Here is a 17,708-nt window from a genome sequence, read left to right as displayed (position 1 = left end):
AAAATGTATTTTTGTGTACAAGGAAAAAGAAATGACACAATCCGAAGAAAATTATCTAAAAGCTGTGTACCATCTGGAAGATTCAGAGACGGGCACCGTAAACACCAATTCCATTGCTGAGTATATGCAAACAAAGCCTTCATCTGTGACGGATATGGTAAAAAAATTATCGGATAAAGGCCTTCTGAACTACAAAAAGTATCAAGGTGTTTCCCTTACAAGTACGGGCTCAATAAAAGCCCTGACCGTAATTCGTAAACACAGATTATGGGAGACATTTTTAGTCGAAAAACTAAATTTTGCCTGGGATGAGGTTCACGAAGTAGCTGAACAACTGGAACATATAGAAAGCGAAAAACTTATTAATGAATTAGACAGGTTGCTGGGTTTTCCAAAATCTGACCCTCACGGGGACCCTATTCCGGATAAAAACGGCGAATTGGAGAAACAACATACTCATATCTTAAGTGTGTTGCCTATAAATTCATCTTCAATTTGTGTGGGTGTCAGGGATACCTCAGTGTCTTTTCTTAACTATTTGGACAAGAATAAAATAGCCCTCGGTGACGAGATTCATATTTTGGAAAAGGAGGCTTTCGATGACTCAATTCATATAAAAATTAGGGATAGAAAACTTCATTTATCCAACAGAATAGCCTCTAATCTCTTAATGAAATAGTCTTATGGCCTTGGAACAGATCATTACTTACTTCGAAACAATTAACCCAATTTTAGCGGCTTTATACGCCACTCTATTTACCTGGGGACTCACTGCTCTTGGGGCCGCGCTTGTTTTTTTATTTAAGACCATGAACCGTGCTGTTTTAGACGGAATGCTGGGCTTTACAGGAGGTGTCATGGTAGCGGCAAGTTTTTGGAGTCTGCTGGCACCCGGCATAGAAATGAGCCCTGGCGAAGGGTTTGTAAAAGTGATCCCTGCAGCTATAGGATTTTTATTAGGAGCAGCATTCATCTTCGGATTAGACAAAATACTGCCTCATGTTCACATTAACTTCAAGGAAACAGAAGGGATAAAAACCCCCTGGCACCGTACTACCTTATTAACACTGGCGATAACATTGCACAACATTCCGGAAGGATTGGCTGTGGGAGTTCTTTTTGGGGGAGTGGCGGCAGGCTTTGAAGGCGCTAATATTGGAGGAGCAGTAGCATTGGCATTGGGGATCGGACTTCAAAATTTTCCCGAAGGATTTGCAGTGGCCATGCCTTTAAGAAGACAAGGGCTAACTAGGACTAGGAGTTTCTTATACGGGCAGGCTTCAGCCATTGTAGAACCTATTGCGGCGGTTTTAGGTGCTTGGGCAGTACTTACTTTTCAGCCTATCTTGCCCTATGCATTATCCTTTGCCGCAGGGGCCATGATCTTTGTAGTGGTGGAAGAGGTGATTCCGGAAACCCAGCAAGATAAATATACTGATATTGCCACCATGGGATTTATTGGTGGTTTTATCATTATGATGGCCCTCGATGTTGGCCTTGGCTAATAACCGTTACTTATTCGGTCAAAAGAGGAAAAGCTCCTTTGATCAGAAAACGCGATTCTACATCTGCGCTTTCAAATGATTCTAGTGCCGTAAACCCATCGAACTCTTCGCCAGGCTTAAACGGTACTTTTTCAAAGACGTAACCTGCCTCATTTTCTGAAATTAATTTAAGCGCGTAGTACGTGTTGTCTAATTCGGCCACGGCTAAGGTGGGCAATGCTTTTTTAATTGATGATGAAGTAACGATACCAGCATCAACGAACATACCCGTTAAAAAAGTATCCTTGTCTTCATCTATTAAATGACCGTGCACTTTAATGGTCCTGTTCTTTTCAATATTAGTTCCGATCAAATATACCTCAGCTTCAAATACTTCCTCTGAGACTTCAGGAATAGTGAACCAAATAACCTGTCACTTGAGCAATTTCATGATATCCTTTTCAAAGACACTTAATTCCAGATGAATATGATCATTGTCCGTGATCTCAAGGATCTCATCTGAAGGGGAAACATACATGCCTTTGGAAACATTCATTTTTGTTATGCTTCCGAAAATGGGGGCATAAATAGTGGCCACAGACCGTATGTCACCTTCTTCCACTTTTTCGATAGAAAAATTCAACATTTTAAGCTTATGTTTCAGACCGTTATACAGAGCCAATTTACCCTTGTAATCGCTTTCGGCTTTTAGGAAGCTCTTTTGCGATGAGATATTTTCGGCAATAAGTTGTTTTTGACGCTCATATTCGGCCTTTAGGAATGATAGCTGTTGACGGGTCTCAAGATAGTTTTGTTGAAGAGTCACAAACTCCGGATTCTCAATAGTAAGTAACGACTGCCCCTTTTTAATCTCATCACCTATAAGTAATGGTGTATCTTTTATATACCCACCAATGAACGCGCTCACAACTGCTTTGTTCTGCGGAGGAACTTCTATAATACCTGTCGCCTTAACGGTTTCGTTCGTAACTTCAGCTTCTTTATTCTTGCAACCAAGTACTAATGTCAATATAATTAGAGTGTATATAAAATATAAAAAGCGATTCATAGTCTTTTTATTAAAGGGTTAAATAATTGATCTCAATGATGGTCTGATTATAATCATTGAGGCTATCGAGGTAATTCAGAATAATTTCATAAGCATTCTCAATACTTTGTATGTATTGAAAGAAGTCTATTTCTCCATTTCTAAAACTACTGGATGCAGTTTTCAGAATTTCATCTGAAAGTGTTTTCCCTTGCGTTTCATAATAGGCTAATGCCTTTTTATTTTGAAGAAAAGAAGCTTGAAGGATCTTCCATTTTGTTTTAAGCTGGCTTTCATATTCAATACCTTCATTTGCAACTACTTCTCTTTCAATAGAAGAAGCTTTTATTTTAGAAGCATGCCCGCTAAATAGAAGAGGTATTCTTAATCCTACAAGATAACCGTTTACATTGCTATTAAGTTGAGCATTGGTTCCCTGAAAATATTCCAACGCTATATCGGGTAGCAGACGTTGTTTTTCTAATTGATTTTCTGCCTTAACGAGCAGGTTCTTGTTGCGGTAAAGGGCTATTTCTGGTGAATCATCTATCTGTCGTTTCTCTAAGTCTGCTTTCTTCATCGGTTCCATCAAAATATTGACAGTATCGGATATTTGAAGGATCTGAAGAAGGGCGGTGTAGGATTTTTCTACTTCATTGACAGCCTTATTTTTTTGTATTTCGATCTGCCTTTGTTTGGCGGTAGCCGTCACCTTCTCAAGGTAATTGGTTTCACCTAATTCAAATCGGCGTTTGGCAGCATAGTCAAATCGTTTGTAAAGACTATCTAATCGGTCATAGATAAGTTCCTTTTCTTTTTTTACCTGGTAGTCATAATAGCCTTCGGTCAATTTTTTAAGGACCAACTTTTTTTGAATTTCATACGAATCATTATCAAGTTGTGCCTGCATTTTTTGCACTTTTCTTTGTGCACCGTATACTGTGGGGAACAGGAGATCTTGTTTTATTCCAAATACGTCTATCGGTAATCCGTTCGTGGCTAAATTATTTTGATCATAGGTATAATAAACCTCCGTTTTGTCAAAATTGAAGGCTACTCCTTTTAGGGCTTCCGATCTTTCCAACTTCAATTTAGAGGCCTTTAAACCTGCATTGTTTTTTAGTGCAATAGGGATCATTTCTTCCAAACCCAAGGGAGTTGTTTGACCAGAGATTCCTAAAGACATCAAGATAAAGAGTATTCCTAGTGTTTTCTTTGATGAGATTCTCCCCGGCAATCTTCGATGGGTATAGGAACTATTAAAAAGGGCATACAACACCGGCAGTACTACCAGGGTTAAAAAGGTTGCAGAAACCAAACCGCCAATGACAACCGTAGCAAGGGGCCTTTGTACTTCTGCTCCGGCATTAGTAGAGATGGCCATGGGCAAAAACCCGAGGGCCGCTGCCGCCGCTGTCAATAATACAGGTCTTAGCCGGTCTTTAGTTCCTTGTTTTATGAGTGTTTCCATATCTGCAAATCCTTGACGTTTAAGTTCCTTAAAATGTTCAATAAGTACTATTCCATTGAGTACTGCGATACCAAAAAGAGCAATAAAGCCTACCCCTGCAGAAATACTGAAAGGCAAACCCCGCATCCAAAGCAAGAAGACTCCTCCAATAGCAGATAGGGGAATGGCCGAATAGATTAAAAGTGCGTCTTTGACCGAATCAAAAGTGAAAAAGAGTAGAACAAAGATTAAGATCAAAGCAATGGGAACCGCTACCTTCAGCCTGGCTTCGGCGCTCTTTAGATTTTCAAATTGCCCCCCATAGCTGATCGTATATCCTACCGGAAGTGAAATGTTCTCATTTATGAGTAGTTGTATGTCGTTTACGACCGACTGCAGGTCGCGATTTCGAACGTTGACACCTACTACGATTCTTCTTTGTGAATTATCGCGGGCTATTTTAGCTGCTTCTTTCTTGTATGTGATATTGGCTACCTGGGCTAGTGGAATTTTCCCTCCCGAAGGTAGATCCACATACAAATTCTTTAGATCGTCAATCCCTTTTCTCTGTTCCTGGTTCAGTCTTACAACCATATCAAATTTGCGTTCTCCCTCGAAGACACTACCCACAATATTACCTGAAAAGCCCATCGATATCATTTTGTTCAGTTCTTCAATATTTAGTCCATAGCGGGCCAATTTGGAACGGTCATAGGATACGTTCATTTGAGGAAGGCCCACAATCTTTTCAACAGTAATATCTTCTGCACCCTCTACATCCTTAATAAGTGCTTTTATTTCCTCTCCCTTTTTCGTGAGGATATTTAAGTCCTCCCCAAAGATTTTAATGGCAACATCGGCCCTTACTCCAGTGATCAGTTCATTGAACCGCATTTCTATGGGTTGTGTAAATTCAATTTGCATCCCAGGAATTATTTCCAAAGCCTCTTTGAATTTTTCAGCCAGTTCATCCTTGGTTTTTGCAGAGGTCCAGGTACGTTTTGGATTAAGAATTATTATAACATCACTTTCCTCCATAGACATAGGATCTGTTGGAACTTCGGCGGCACCTATACGGGTAACAATTTGTTTTATTTCAGGAAACTGTTCTAATAGAATATTTTCAATATTTGTTGTGATCTTAACGGTCTCGCTTAGAGAAGTGCCTGTTTTCAACACCGGCTGAATAACAAAATCACCTTCATCTAGCGTTGGAATAAATTCACTACCCATGTTGACAAAAAGTAGTACGGCAGAAACAAGGAGGGCCAAAGCAACCCCTAGTACTATTTTTTTCTTTTGAAGTGCCCAGTGAAGTGCAGGGGTATAAAGGGCATATAGCCAATTTATAATACGCACAGCAATGTTTTTATCTGTTTGTTGAGATGGTTTTAAGAAAATAGAGGAAATAACCGGAACATAAGTGAGACAAAGAATCATGGCCCCTATGAGCGCAAAACTAAAGGTAAGACCCATAGGTCTGAACATTTTTCCCTCTACGCCGCTCAGTGAGAGGATCGGAATAAAAACGATCAGGATTATTAGTTGTCCAAAAATAGCCGAATTCATCATCTTGGTAGCCCCATTCTGAACAATGGTATCTTTTAATTCCTTTTGAGCATGTTTCTTAAGGCTGCGAAATTGATTAGCTCTTGTAGTAATTTCAAAGGCTATGAATTCAACAATGATAACTGCACCATCAATAATGATCCCAAAATCAATTGCACCAAGACTCATAAGATTGGCATCTACCCCAAAGAGATACATGAGCGATAAGGCAAACAATAAACTTAATGGAATTACGGAGGCTACAACCAGTCCTGATCTTAAATTTCCGAGCAGTAAAACCACAACAAAAACTACTATAAGACATCCCAATAGCAGATTTTCTGTAACTGTGGTCGTAGTTCTTTCAATTAGTTCGCTTCTGTCCAGAAACGCGTTGATATAGACTCCTTTTGGCAATGAACCTGATATGTTTAACACTCGTTCTTTAACTGCCTCTATTACTTTTTTTGAATTGGCATTCTTCAGCATCATAACCTGTCCCAGCACTTTCTCACCTTCGCCGTTTCCTGTAATTGCCCCAAAACGGAGGGCATTGCCAAAGCCCACTTCTGCAATATCCTTAATTAGAACAGGAACTCCGTCCTTGTTTTTAACAACAATTTCCTTAATATCGTCTATAGAGCCTACCAAGCCTTCGCCTCTGATAAAATAAACTTCACTTTCCTTTTCAATATACCCACCTCCGGAAACACTGTTGTTGTTTTCAAGGGCAGTAAATACATCGCCGGCAGTAATATCCATTGCATTCAACTGTTGGGTGTTGATGGCAATTTCATATTGTTTTAATTTTCCGCCCCAGGTATTTACTTCTACTACTCCCGGGATTCCTGATAACTGCCGTTTTACGACCCAATCCTGAATTGTACGTAAATCCGTTGGGGAATACCGGTCTTTGTATTCCGGCTCTACTTCAAGGGTATATTGATAAATCTCCCCTAATCCTGTTGTGATAGGTCCCATCTCCGGACTTCCAAAGCCCTGAGGAATTTTTTCTGAAGCAGATTTGATCTTTTCAGCGATTAATTGACGCGGTAAAAAGGTACCCATCTCATCGTCAAAAACTATGGTAACCACAGACAATCCGAATTTTGAAACGGATCTGATCTCCTTTACCCCGGGTAGGTTTACCATTTCGAGCTCTACCGGATAGGTGATGAACTTTTCCATTTCCTGGGTAGACAAACTGGTGGAGGTAGTGATCACCTGTACCTGATTGTTTGTAACATCGGGTACTGCACCTATTGGTATTTGTGTCAGGGAATAAGAACCATAGCCCATGATGAATACTACAAAAAGTAGCACCAGGAATTTATTCCGAATACTGAAATTAATGATATATGAAAGCATAATTCAAAGACGTATTAATAAGAGAACTTACCCGAAAAATGGGATTTGTAGTCTAATTTTAACTCCATTTAATATCTGGATCGCCAGAGATAGTACTTAAAGAAAAGTACTGAGAATTATGCGTGTCTGGGAGGCTGAAAAACGCCTGATTGGTGCCCTGAAGAATCGCTCTGGAGATAATAGAAGTCATCTCCCTGTCTAGAGTTTACCTCATATTTTTCCCTGGTAATTGAATTTGGAAAAAGCACAAGGGCATTAACAATATGGTGAGTACAGGAATTATGTTGAAAGGGTAAGTTCTCATGTTCTTCATGCTCTTCTGCATGCTTCTTATGATGATCTTCCTTTAATTCCCCGTAATGCTTGGAGATGAATACAAACAAGTTATCGCCATATTGTTTTTTGTGGAACGCTGCATGTTCTAACAACTCATCTAATTGAGCAATATCTCCATAACTTATATTAAAACTTTGGATTAAGATAAGCAAAGCGGCTAATATGGATAACAGTTTTGTCATGGCTTAGAGGTAACTAAGATACCAATTTTACGCCTAATTAGGAAGTTAAACTCTTTCCTTCTTCAACATTATCTTCAGGAACCTCATATGGAATAGTATCAATTATATACTGGAGTGCCTTGATACGTGCTTCAGTTTTACGGTCGGCTTCAATGATCACCCAGGGAGAAGTTTTCAAATTGGTATGTTCAAACATCTTGACCTTAAATTCCGTGTACAGATCCCATAGCTCTTGTGCCTTGCGGTCTACATCAGTCATCTTCCATCGTTTCAAAGGATCGGATTGGATATCCTTGAAACGCATTGCCTGCTGTTCTTTCGTGATGGAAAAGTAGAATTTGATCAAATAGATCCCGGAATCCATGATCATATTTTCGAAATTATTCACTTGTGCCATAAAACTGCGGTACTGTGTTTTGGTACAAAAGCCATTAACTGGTTCTACCACTGCCCGGTTGTACCAACTTCTGTCAAAAAACACCATTTCACCGGGTTTAGGTAATTGGTTGACATAGCGCTGAAAATACCATTGTCCTTGTTCCTCTACGGTTGGTTTAGACAGGGCAACGATGCGGAAATGCCGAGGATTGATGTGTTCTGTGATCCTGCGGATAGCCCCTCCTTTTCCAGCGGCATCCCTTCCTTCAAAAATGATGACCACCTTCTTATTCTTAGTTATTACCCAATTCTGCAGCTTTATGATCTTGGCTTGCAGCGCATGGAATTCTTCTTCACTTTTAATAAGGCGTAACGCTTTTTCAACGTTCGTTTTTTTGTCGGCCAGTAGCATTTTCTTCCCCAAGGGAGAATTGAGAAGCTCAAGGTCCTCTTTGCTAAGATCTAGTTTTTGTGCTGCAGTTTTATTCATAGCCTAAATATCTATTTGTTCTATTTGCCTGTAATAACGCAAGACTATATTAGGATCAGGCAAAATGGTAATTTTTGTTTTATGACTGGTTGTATAGTCGAAATTAGAGAGTACAAAGCGCATACTTTCAAGGCGGGCTGTTTTTTTGTCATTGGCGCGTACTATGATCCAGGGGCTAAAAGTAGAATGGGTCTTTGAGAACATTTGTTCTTTGTAATAGGTATACTTGTCCCAGAGTTCCTGCCCCCTCTTGTCTACCGGACTGAATTTCCATTTTTTCAGGGGATTCAGCAATCTGGATTCTATGCGTTTTTTTTGTTCTTTCTTGGAGATGGAAAACCAAAACTTGATGATATGGACACCATCCTCGTACAGCATATGTTCAAAGCCGGGGACCTGAACCATGAACTGATTATATTCCCTTGGGGTACAGAAACCCATCACAGGTTCTACCACGGCCCGGTTATACCAGCTTCTGTCAAAAAGAACGATCTCCCCAGGGTTTGGCAGTTCCTTAATATATCTTCTGAAATACCATTGGCCACGCTCTACCTCGGTTGGCTTGGAAAGGGCTACCACGCGTGTAGATCGAGGATTTAGATGTTGCTTAAAGCGCTTAATGGCACCTCCTTTGCCGGCAGCATCGCGGCCTTCGAAAATAATAGCTACTCGTAACCCTTTTTTCTTTACCCATCTTTGGAAATTCACCATTTCTATCTGCAACAGTCGCAATTCTTCTTCATAGCGCAGCATTCTAAGCGCTTTAACTACATTAATCTGCTTATCTTCAGCAATATCGATGAGGTCTTTCCTTTTTTTGGCACGACTTAAATCTTCGAGGGTGTACATGGGTAGTCTGGTCTTTAAAAAAATAAGAAGCCGAGTTGGCTTTTTAAAATCCTGTTTAATAAGATGAAATTACTTACGTCATAAAGATACTAATTTTCTCAAAGGTCTCAGGGCTTCGGAAACAATTGTTAGGCTTTTAATTCCCTATCCCGGCTCTATTTGAGGGACATTCTTGTATTAATCACACCTATTGATTATGTTTAGTCTAATGATAAAATCCTTGTTTATGAAACGCATTAACCTCATAATCACCTTCCTGATATTTTTCACCTATCTGACAACTGAAGCGCAGAAAAAGAGATTCAGTTATCTGGATGTTTTTGAACTGTCGTATGTTTCAGATCCACAGATCTCGCCAGACGGTTCCTGGATCGTTTACCGAAGAATGGGATTTAATATAATGACAGACCGTGCAGAAGGAAATCTCTGGATGATCAGAAAAGATGGAAGCCAACATCAGAAACTCACTTCAAGGGAGATGTCGGAGTCTAGTCCCAGATGGTCACCCAAAGGCGACAGGCTGGCCTTTGTAAGTAGCACCGAAGAAGGGTCTGAGATCTATATGTATTGGGTAAGCTCCGGCAAGTTTGCAAGGATCTCACAGCTTCCTTCCAGTCCGTCCTCCTTAACATGGTCTCCAAACGGAGATCAACTGGCTTTTTCCATGAATATTCCTAAAAAACCACCGGTTCTGGCCAAATTGCCGGAGAAGCCCAAAGGTGCCGATTGGGCCGAAACGCCAAGGATCACTGATAGGTTATATCATGAAGCTGATGGGCGCGGATATATTGCACCCGGGTTTAATCATTTGTTTGTGATACCCGCAAATGGCGGAGCACTCAGACAACTTACTGAAGGCGACTTTCAGCACAGGGGTTCTATTTCATGGGCACCATCCGGAACCGATCTTTATTTTTCTGCCAACAGGAATGAAGATTGGGAGTACGATTTTAGAAATAGCGAGATATATACTGTCAATGTTTTAAATGGAAACATCAAACAGCTTACCATTCGCCAGGGTCCGGACAGGGGTCCTGCCGTATCTCCTAATGGTAAGACCATTGCATATTCTGGGTACGAAGACAAGGTACAGGCCTATCAGGTTAGTCAGTTACAACTGATGGACGGTGATGGAGAAAATAAGAAGGTACTATCAATGTCACTAGACAGGGATGTAGATGATTTTCAATGGGATGCAAAAGGTAGCGGACTCTATTTTATGTATGATGACAAAGGCAACACAAAGATTGCGCATATTGGCTTTAACGGAAATGTAAAGGACCTTGCGAAAGATGTGGGTGGTACTTCAATAGGAAGACCATACGGCGGCGGCTCTTTTAGTGTGGCAAATAATGGGACCATCGCGTTTACTCAAACCAGACCAGAATATCCTGCAGAACTGGCGGTCTATGATCCCAAGAAAGGAACCACCACAAAGATCACCGGCCTTAATAAGGCTTTGATGGACTTTAGGGACTTGGGAAAAGTAGAAGAGATCTGGTATACTTCATCGTATGACCAAAGAGATCTGCAAGGATGGGTGGTGTATCCTCCCGGATATGATGCCAGTAAGAAATACCCTTTTCTTGTAGAGAATCACGGCGGACCTATTTCCAATTATGGGGATAGATTTACAGCAGAGATCCAGCTATATGCCTCCGATGGGTATATCGTTTTTTATCCGAATGCAAGGGGGAGTACGAGTTATGGAGAGGAGTTTGGTAATCTGTTGTATAATAATTACCCAGGGCAGGACTATGATGATGTGATGGACGGAGTAGATTTGTGCATCGCCAAAGGCATTGCACATGAAGATCAGTTATTTGTAACAGGGGGCAGTGCAGGAGGCATTATGACCGCCTGGATCATAGGAAAGAATAACAGATTTGAGGCTGCTGTTGTAGCCAAGCCAGTAATGAACTGGATAAGTAAGACCCTGGTAGCTGATAATTATTTTGGCTATGCCAACTCTCGCTACCCCGGTCAACCCTGGGAAAATTTTGAAGGCTACTGGAAATTTTCTCCCCTATCCCTGGTTGGTAATATTGAAACACCGGCCATGGTTATGGTAGGAATGGACGATCTTAGAACACCACCCAGCGAGGCAAAACAATTGTATCATGCCTTAAAACTACGTAAAATAGAAACTGTCCTTGTAGAGATCCCCGGCGCTAGTCATGGGATTGCCAACAAGCCCAGTAACCTTATCACCAAGGTAGCCCATACCCTGGCCTGGCTGAATAAGTACCGCACCACTAATAAGGATTAGATGAGGCGTAAAAAAAGACATTGGTTATGGAATACGGTGATAGTACTTACAGTAATGATATGTTTGGCTGCCTTTATTTTACATTCCCAAACATGGACCCGCCAGGAAACAGATCGCGTCTATTTGATCTCTGGATTTTATTCCACGGAGATCATTTACTCAGATATAGGAAATGTGAGTATGGTACCCAAGATCCCTGAGATGGAAAGGGTAAGCGGCTTTTCCGTATGGGCCGTTGAAAAAGGAATTTTTAGGGATACTCTTCAGGGAGTAGAAGGAATACGTGTTTATGTGGATGATCTTGATCAGCCAAAGATCAAATTAGAACGAAAAGAAGATCCGCAGATCTATTTCAATTTTAAGGACTCTCTAAAAACAAAAGAATTTTTTGAGCTATTATCACAGAAAATGGAGGCAAAAGCACCAAATTAGTATGCAAAATCTAGAAAAATGTAAGCTATAAAATTTCCACCTAAACATTGCGCAAACTATTTAATGGGATTCATATACTTTTGCAATCAAAATTGAGTTTAAGGGTAATATTGTTTTAAACGTATCTATGAAAAATATAAGGTTGATCTTACTTTTTTTACCATTTCTGGGGTTGGCACAGAATAGACTTACGGTGGAAGTAGAGGGAGTGCAATCTTCTTCAGGGAACATAAATATTGCCATTTATAACCAAAAGGATGGCTTTTTAAAATTTGAAAGTGTATTTCTCTCAGATAGCACCCATGCGAATGCCGGAAGAACAGAGGTGCAGATCAACAACTTGCCAAATGGTGAGTATGCCCTGGCGGTATTTCACGATGAGAATGGAAACAATATACTAGATACCAATTGGCTGGGCATACCCAAAGAACCCATAGGTTTCTCTCAATCAAGAATGAAGACCTTTGGCCCTCCCAGTTTCAAGGAATGTGCCTTCCGTCTCTCATCGGATAAAGCTATCAAGATCAACTTGTAGTCTCCTTAGTCCTTACTGTCTTTATAGCCTTCTGGTCGCAACCACCGTACTGGCGGTGCAGGTTCTTTTTTCATAAGTAGTAATAAATGGTACTATCAAGATATAATTTAGCATATGGGAAAGGGTTTTTTAAGAATACGCGGCTTATACCTATCTTTAACCAAAAGATGGAAATGATCTTATTGGTACAGGTCCTGGGAGCCTTATACGGTTTGTTAGCAGTGGTCTTTGGCGCCTTTGGCGCACATACTCTGAAAAAATCCTTTACAGAGGATCAATTGAAAAGTTTTGAGACAGGTGTTAAATACCAAATGTACCACGGGATACTGCTTCTTGTTCTGGGGTTTAATATGGGATTTACCACGCCTTTGGAAAGCTATATGGCCTATTGCTTTATCCTTGGAGTCTTCCTTTTTTCATTTAGTATTTACGGCCTCTGCCTGAGCGCGTCTAAAGGGAGGAAATGGAAATGGTTAGGACCGGTGACCCCCTTGGGAGGACTTTTGTTGGTAATTGGTTGGGGATTGTTGGGGTATTCCTTTATTGCAAATATCTTATAGATCTAATGACATCCGCAGTCATCTTGTCCACAGGCGGTTGAGGAAGATTTCTTACCGGACCAAAGTCTTTTAGGCAGCAGAAATTTCTTCACCAAATACCCAAGGGCAACAGCGAGGGTGAGGTACACTAAAAGCAATTGAAAACTCATTGTCTTACTTTAAAAATTGATATGCTATCAATGCTACAAGATACGCAAAAGAACTCATAATTACCAATTGAGCCATGGGCCATTTCCAGCTATTTGTTTCTCTTTTAACTACTGCCAGGGTACTCATACATTGCATCGCAAAGGCATAGAACAATAATAAAGAGATCCCGGAAGCCAAATTAAATAGGGGCTCTTCCGTAACCGGATTAACTTCAGCAGCCATACGGTGTTTAATGGTTTCTTCTTCGTCATTCCCCACGCTGTATATGGTGGCCAAAGTACCAACAAAGACCTCCCTGGCAGCAAAGGAAGTTAATACCGCAATGCCAATTTTCCAGTCGTATCCAAGGGGTTTCACTAACGGTTCTATTGCTTTACCAAGAAATCCGATATATGAATTCTCCAACTTATAACCTGCAACCTCTTGTTTTTTGGCTCGTTCTTCCAAAGAAATAAGCTGTTGTTGCAGGGAATCTTGTAACTGATCTGGCTGTATTGAAGGAGTGGTTTTGATCGCTACTTCATAGGCCTTTATTCTTTGTTCAATATCAGCCACATTATATGCCGTAAATCCTTCCTCTGAGATCCTTTGTTTTACAATATCTTCGGCATTTTCAAATTTTTCAGAGTACCCGTTAGATCCCAAAAACCACAAAACTATGGAGATGGCAAGAATGATTTTTCCGGCACCATATACAAAACTTTTGGTCTTTTCGATAACCGTATAGGCTACATTTTTAAATAATGGCAACTTATAGTTAGGCATTTCAATGACAAAAAAGGTGCGACTTTTAATCTTCAAAATTTTATGCAGGATCATAGCGGAGAAAATGGCTGCAAGGAACCCTATAAGATACAATAACATTAGCGTCAAAGCCTGGTAACCAAGCCCCATGATTCGACCTTCGGGAATGACCAATGAAATAATTATTAGGTAGACAGGAAGTCGCGCAGAACATGTAGTAAAGGGGGTAACCAGAATGGTGATTAGTCGCTCTTTCCAGTTCTCTATATTTCTGGTAGCCATTACCGCAGGGATGGCACAGGCCGTTCCTGAGATAAGCGGCACCACACTTTTTCCGCTTAGTCCAAAAGGTCTCATTACTCTGTCCATCAGGAAAACCACCCTGCTCATATAGCCAGATTCTTCCAGTAAAGCAATAAAGAGAAACAGGAAGGCGATCTGAGGGATAAAGATCACAATTCCACCTATACCGGCCAGGATACCTTCGGCAATCAAATTGGTGAAGACACCAGGAGGCAGGGTATTTTTAACCCATTCACTGGCTGAGGCAAAGAACTCATCAATAAAGTCCATGGGGTAACTGCTCCAATCATAGATTGCCTGAAAAATGGTTAACAGAATTAAAAAGAAGATGAGATAGCCAAATACCTTATGCGTAAGGACCTTGTCTAACCTGGCCCGGAAACCCTTGGCAGCCATAAGATCTACTTTATAACTCTCTTTCAGTATACCATTGATAAATTGGTACCTCAGAATGGTCTCTTTTTGTTGTAGTCGTTTTAATTCTGATTTGGATTTGGTGCTGAATGAACTAGTATCCTGGATCCGTTTTTTTTCAATCGGCATAAAATTCACATCCTGAGTGATCACCAGCCACAGTTTGTACATGTCCTCATTTGGGAAGGTGCGTTTTAAGCGTTCAAAATAATCCGGGGCAATGACCGTAGTGTCTACATTGGGTTTAACAGAGAGGTTCTTAAAGTCGGCGATCAGATCCTTGATCCTGTCTATCCCGGTATTCTTGCGCGTACTTACCAATGCAATTTTGGTATTCAACTTTTGTTCCATCAAAGGTATGTCTAGCGAAATACCTTTACGAGACATGCGGTCTGCCATATTGATAACCAGGATGGTTGGGATCTTCAGATCTTTGATCTGGGTAAACAGCAGTAAATTCCGTTTTAAGTTTTCTACATCACTAATAACTACCGCAACGTCTGGGAAATCTTTATCGTTTCTGTTAAGTAGCAATTCTACTACCACACTTTCGTCCAAAGAAGTAGTATTAAGACTATAGGTGCCGGGAAGATCTAGAATATGGGCTTTTACCCCTCTGGGAAGTTTACATATTCCCTCTTTTTTTTCAACCGTAATTCCCGGATAGTTACCTACTTTTTGCTTGAGTCCGGTAAGTTCATTAAATACGGATGTCTTCCCGGTATTAGGATTTCCTATCAGCGCTACGTTGATGCTCTTACTCATGGTAATTACACGTCTTCTATGATATCTAAGGCGATCAACCGGGCGACAGATCTCCTAATGGCAATATGGGAGCCATTAACATTGACATACACCGGATCTTTAAATGGAGCGATCTGAACTAATTCTATCTCATTTCCCGGCAGGCAACCCAATTCCAGGAGTTTTATGGGCAATATACCATCCGAAAATTCACGGATGATCCCCTTTTGTCCAATTTTAAGATCTACGACGGTAATGCTCAATTTTTATTTAGATTGATTTTAAGTAAGGACAAAAATAATAGAAAAAAAGTAGAACGGGGGTGGATATTTGGATTAAAATAGTGCCTATTTTAATAGGGATTTAGGTGGAAGCTATCTAAGGAAATATATAGTGCTTTTTTACTCCTTGTAAGATGCCTTTAAGATGGCAAGGTCTTTCAATAATTCTTCAATTTCCTCTGAATTGGTGCCGTCATAGGTGCCGCGAATCCTCTTTTCCTTATCTATCAGCATAAAATTCTCCGTATGTATCATGTCATAGGGTCCGCCATCACCATCTGTCTTTACAGCGAGGTATGATTTTCTTGCAAGCTCATATATTTGTTTCTTATCGCCGGTAACCAGATTCCATTTTTGATCGACCACTCCTTTTTCAAGGGCATATTTTTTTAATTGGGGCACTGAATCTATTTCAGGAGTAACGGAGTGACTTAATAATAACACCTCATCATCGTTCAGGATCTTTTCCTGAATGGTGGCCATATTCTCTGTCATGATAGGGCAAATGGTTGGGCAGGTAGTAAAAAAGAAATCGGCTATATAGATCTTATCCTTGTAATCTGCTTGTGTAATGGTCTGTCCATTTTGATTCACAAGGGAAAAATCAGCCACCGCATGATACTTCTTTACATACTGCAGGTCAGCATCTACGAGTTCCGGATTAAAATCGGCCGGTTGATAAACAGGCAGTATCTTTTTTGGTTGAAGCGCCCGGTAGAAGAGAAAGACGATAACCAAAGAAAGTGCGAGCAATACCATCCCCAACAGCCTGAACTTTTTAAAGAACTCTCGCATTCATACTTTTTTACAAAGGTACACCAGCTATGTCTCGCAATCAAAAAATGAGGTGGCAGATCGCTGCTAAATCTTTCTTAAAAATCTGACGGCAATAGGAGTTTCTTTTTTTAAGACCCCTTAAAAGTGTACTTTTGTGCGATTAATTTTAGAAAGCATCAATGAGTCCGATACTTATTCAGATCATACAATTCTTTATGAGTCTTTCCCTGCTAATTGTTTTGCATGAGTTAGGCCATTTTATTCCTGCCAAAATATTCAAGACCCGGGTAGAAAAATTCTATCTGTTTTTTGATATAAAATATTCACTCTTTAAAAAGAAAATTGGCGAAACGGTTTATGGTATAGGCTGGTTGCCTTTGGGGGGCTATGTAAAGATAGCAGGAATGATCGATGAGAGTATGGATACGGAACAAATGTCTGAAGAACCAAAGCCCTGGGAATTTAGAAGCAAACCTTCCTGGCAGCGACTTATTATAATGTTGGGCGGGGTTACCGTTAATTTTATCCTGGCAGTGATCATCTATATTGGGCTGGCATGGAGTTACGGGGATGAGTTTATTTCCAACGAAAGTTTAAAAGATGGGGTGTACGTAAGTGAACAAAACATAGGAGATAAAATAGGCATACAAACGGGTGATAAGATTATATCAGTCGACGGGAATAAGATAGAAGATTTTAATAAAATATTCATTGAACTAGTAAATGGGAATCAATTCACCATTGAAAGGGATGGGAGGGAAATTACACAGGAGATACCGGTCGACTTTATTGCCACCCTGTTGGAAGATGAAGACAAGATTCGATTTTTAAGTCCCCGCTATCCATTTGTCATTGGGTCCATATCGGAAGATTCCAAAAACAAAGATTCCGGGTTACAAGTAAAGGATGAAATTGTAGCAATCGGGGGTATTGAAATTATCTATTTTGATGAAGCTAAGACCATACTGGAAAATTACAAAGGCGAACCTGTAGATTTAACGGTAAAGAGAGAAGGTATTGGCTTAACCCAAATTCCGGTGTCAATCACTGATTCGGCCACTATTGGAGTTGGGTTGGGAGGCATGAGTTATGACGATCTGGAAAAGAGAGAAATCCTTAAGGTGGAGACTAGAAAATACACATTTTTGGAATCTATTCCTGCAGGTATAGAAAAAGGTGTTAACACGCTTACCAGTTACGCAAAGCAACTTAAAAAGATATTTAATCCTGAGACGGGTGCCTATAAGGGAGTTGGTGGTTTTGCTGCTATTGGGAATATGTTTCCCGGTACCTGGAACTGGGCGGCCTTCTGGTCTACCACGGCCCTGATATCAATTATTCTTGCTTTTATGAACATTCTGCCAAT

The 17,708-nt window shown here is 40.4% G+C and carries 16 protein-coding genes; 7 read left to right on the top strand and 9 right to left on the bottom strand.

All coding sequences use genetic code 11. From position 1 onward, the window contains the following. Positions 1-31 precede the first annotated feature (31 nt). Complete coding sequence (locus Q0X72_RS09340; protein ID WP_297764448.1) at positions 32-679, top strand: metal-dependent transcriptional regulator; 648 nt, start codon at positions 32-34, stop codon at positions 677-679. Positions 680-689: 10 nt separating this feature from the next. Further along, positions 690-1,505: a ZIP family metal transporter gene (locus Q0X72_RS09335; protein ID WP_297764447.1), complete on the top strand. Its 816-nt coding sequence runs from the start codon at positions 690-692 to the stop codon at positions 1,503-1,505. A gap of 10 nt (positions 1,506-1,515) precedes the next feature. On the opposite strand, the gene Q0X72_RS09330 is transcribed toward Q0X72_RS09335, so the two are convergent. The 6 genes from Q0X72_RS09330 to ppk2 (Q0X72_RS09305) form a co-directional block, all read right to left on the bottom strand. After that, a complete protein-coding gene (locus Q0X72_RS09330) occupies positions 1,516-1,857 on the bottom strand; it encodes a hypothetical protein (RefSeq protein WP_297764443.1) in 342 nt (113 codons plus the stop codon). 60 nt (positions 1,858-1,917) lie between these two features. Then, positions 1,918-2,514 (bottom strand): efflux RND transporter periplasmic adaptor subunit, encoded by a 597-nt coding sequence (locus Q0X72_RS09325; protein WP_297764440.1) that lies wholly within the window; start codon positions 2,512-2,514, stop codon positions 1,918-1,920. A 49-nt stretch (positions 2,515-2,563) separates the two neighbouring features. Beyond that, positions 2,564-6,898 (bottom strand): CusA/CzcA family heavy metal efflux RND transporter, encoded by a 4,335-nt coding sequence (locus Q0X72_RS09320; protein ID WP_297764438.1) that lies wholly within the window; start codon positions 6,896-6,898, stop codon positions 2,564-2,566. 116 nt (positions 6,899-7,014) lie between these two features. Beyond that, positions 7,015-7,416, bottom strand: a complete 402-nt coding sequence (locus Q0X72_RS09315; protein ID WP_297764437.1) for a hypothetical protein — start codon at positions 7,414-7,416, stop codon at positions 7,015-7,017. A 37-nt stretch (positions 7,417-7,453) separates the two neighbouring features. Further along, a complete protein-coding gene (gene ppk2 / locus Q0X72_RS09310) occupies positions 7,454-8,284 on the bottom strand; it encodes a polyphosphate kinase 2 (RefSeq protein WP_297764436.1) in 831 nt (276 codons plus the stop codon). Between the two features lie 3 nt (positions 8,285-8,287). Next, complete coding sequence (gene ppk2 / locus Q0X72_RS09305) at positions 8,288-9,133, bottom strand: polyphosphate kinase 2 (protein WP_297764435.1); 846 nt, start codon at positions 9,131-9,133, stop codon at positions 8,288-8,290. Positions 9,134-9,359: 226 nt separating this feature from the next. On the opposite strand from ppk2 (Q0X72_RS09305), the gene Q0X72_RS09300 reads away from it, so the two are divergent. From Q0X72_RS09300 to Q0X72_RS09285, 4 genes are all read left to right on the top strand, one after another. Further along, a complete protein-coding gene (locus Q0X72_RS09300) occupies positions 9,360-11,402 on the top strand; it encodes a S9 family peptidase (protein WP_297764433.1) in 2,043 nt (680 codons plus the stop codon). Further along, positions 11,403-11,834, top strand: a complete 432-nt coding sequence (locus Q0X72_RS09295; protein ID WP_297764431.1) for a hypothetical protein — start codon at positions 11,403-11,405, stop codon at positions 11,832-11,834. It abuts the gene before it with no gap. Positions 11,835-11,961: 127 nt separating this feature from the next. Beyond that, positions 11,962-12,369 carry a DUF2141 domain-containing protein gene (locus Q0X72_RS09290; protein ID WP_297764428.1) on the top strand — a complete coding sequence of 136 codons (408 nt, stop codon included), beginning with the start codon at positions 11,962-11,964 and terminating at the stop codon, positions 12,367-12,369. A gap of 173 nt (positions 12,370-12,542) precedes the next feature. Next, complete coding sequence (locus Q0X72_RS09285) at positions 12,543-12,929, top strand: DUF423 domain-containing protein (protein ID WP_297764445.1); 387 nt, start codon at positions 12,543-12,545, stop codon at positions 12,927-12,929. 153 nt (positions 12,930-13,082) lie between these two features. Here the strand turns inward: Q0X72_RS09285 and feoB are convergent, their stop codons facing one another. From feoB to Q0X72_RS09270, 3 genes are all read right to left on the bottom strand, one after another. Further along, complete coding sequence (gene feoB / locus Q0X72_RS09280) at positions 13,083-15,305, bottom strand: ferrous iron transport protein B (protein WP_297764425.1); 2,223 nt, start codon at positions 15,303-15,305, stop codon at positions 13,083-13,085. 5 nt (positions 15,306-15,310) lie between these two features. Continuing rightward, positions 15,311-15,547 (bottom strand): FeoA family protein, encoded by a 237-nt coding sequence (locus Q0X72_RS09275; protein ID WP_297764423.1) that lies wholly within the window; start codon positions 15,545-15,547, stop codon positions 15,311-15,313. A 138-nt stretch (positions 15,548-15,685) separates the two neighbouring features. Beyond that, positions 15,686-16,360 (bottom strand): SCO family protein, encoded by a 675-nt coding sequence (locus Q0X72_RS09270; RefSeq protein WP_297764420.1) that lies wholly within the window; start codon positions 16,358-16,360, stop codon positions 15,686-15,688. A 161-nt stretch (positions 16,361-16,521) separates the two neighbouring features. Here Q0X72_RS09270 and rseP point away from each other — a divergent pair. After that, positions 16,522-17,708: RIP metalloprotease RseP (gene rseP, locus Q0X72_RS09265; RefSeq protein WP_297764417.1), on the top strand; the 1,187-nt coding region annotated here is incomplete at its 3' end.

Origin of the sequence: uncultured Muriicola sp. (assembly GCF_947258935.1) — a bacterium.
In the GTDB taxonomy this organism is placed as follows: domain Bacteria; phylum Bacteroidota; class Bacteroidia; order Flavobacteriales; family Flavobacteriaceae; genus Muriicola.
Note: the sequence above shows the minus strand (reverse complement) of the source record. Positions and strands in the feature narration are given on the sequence as shown.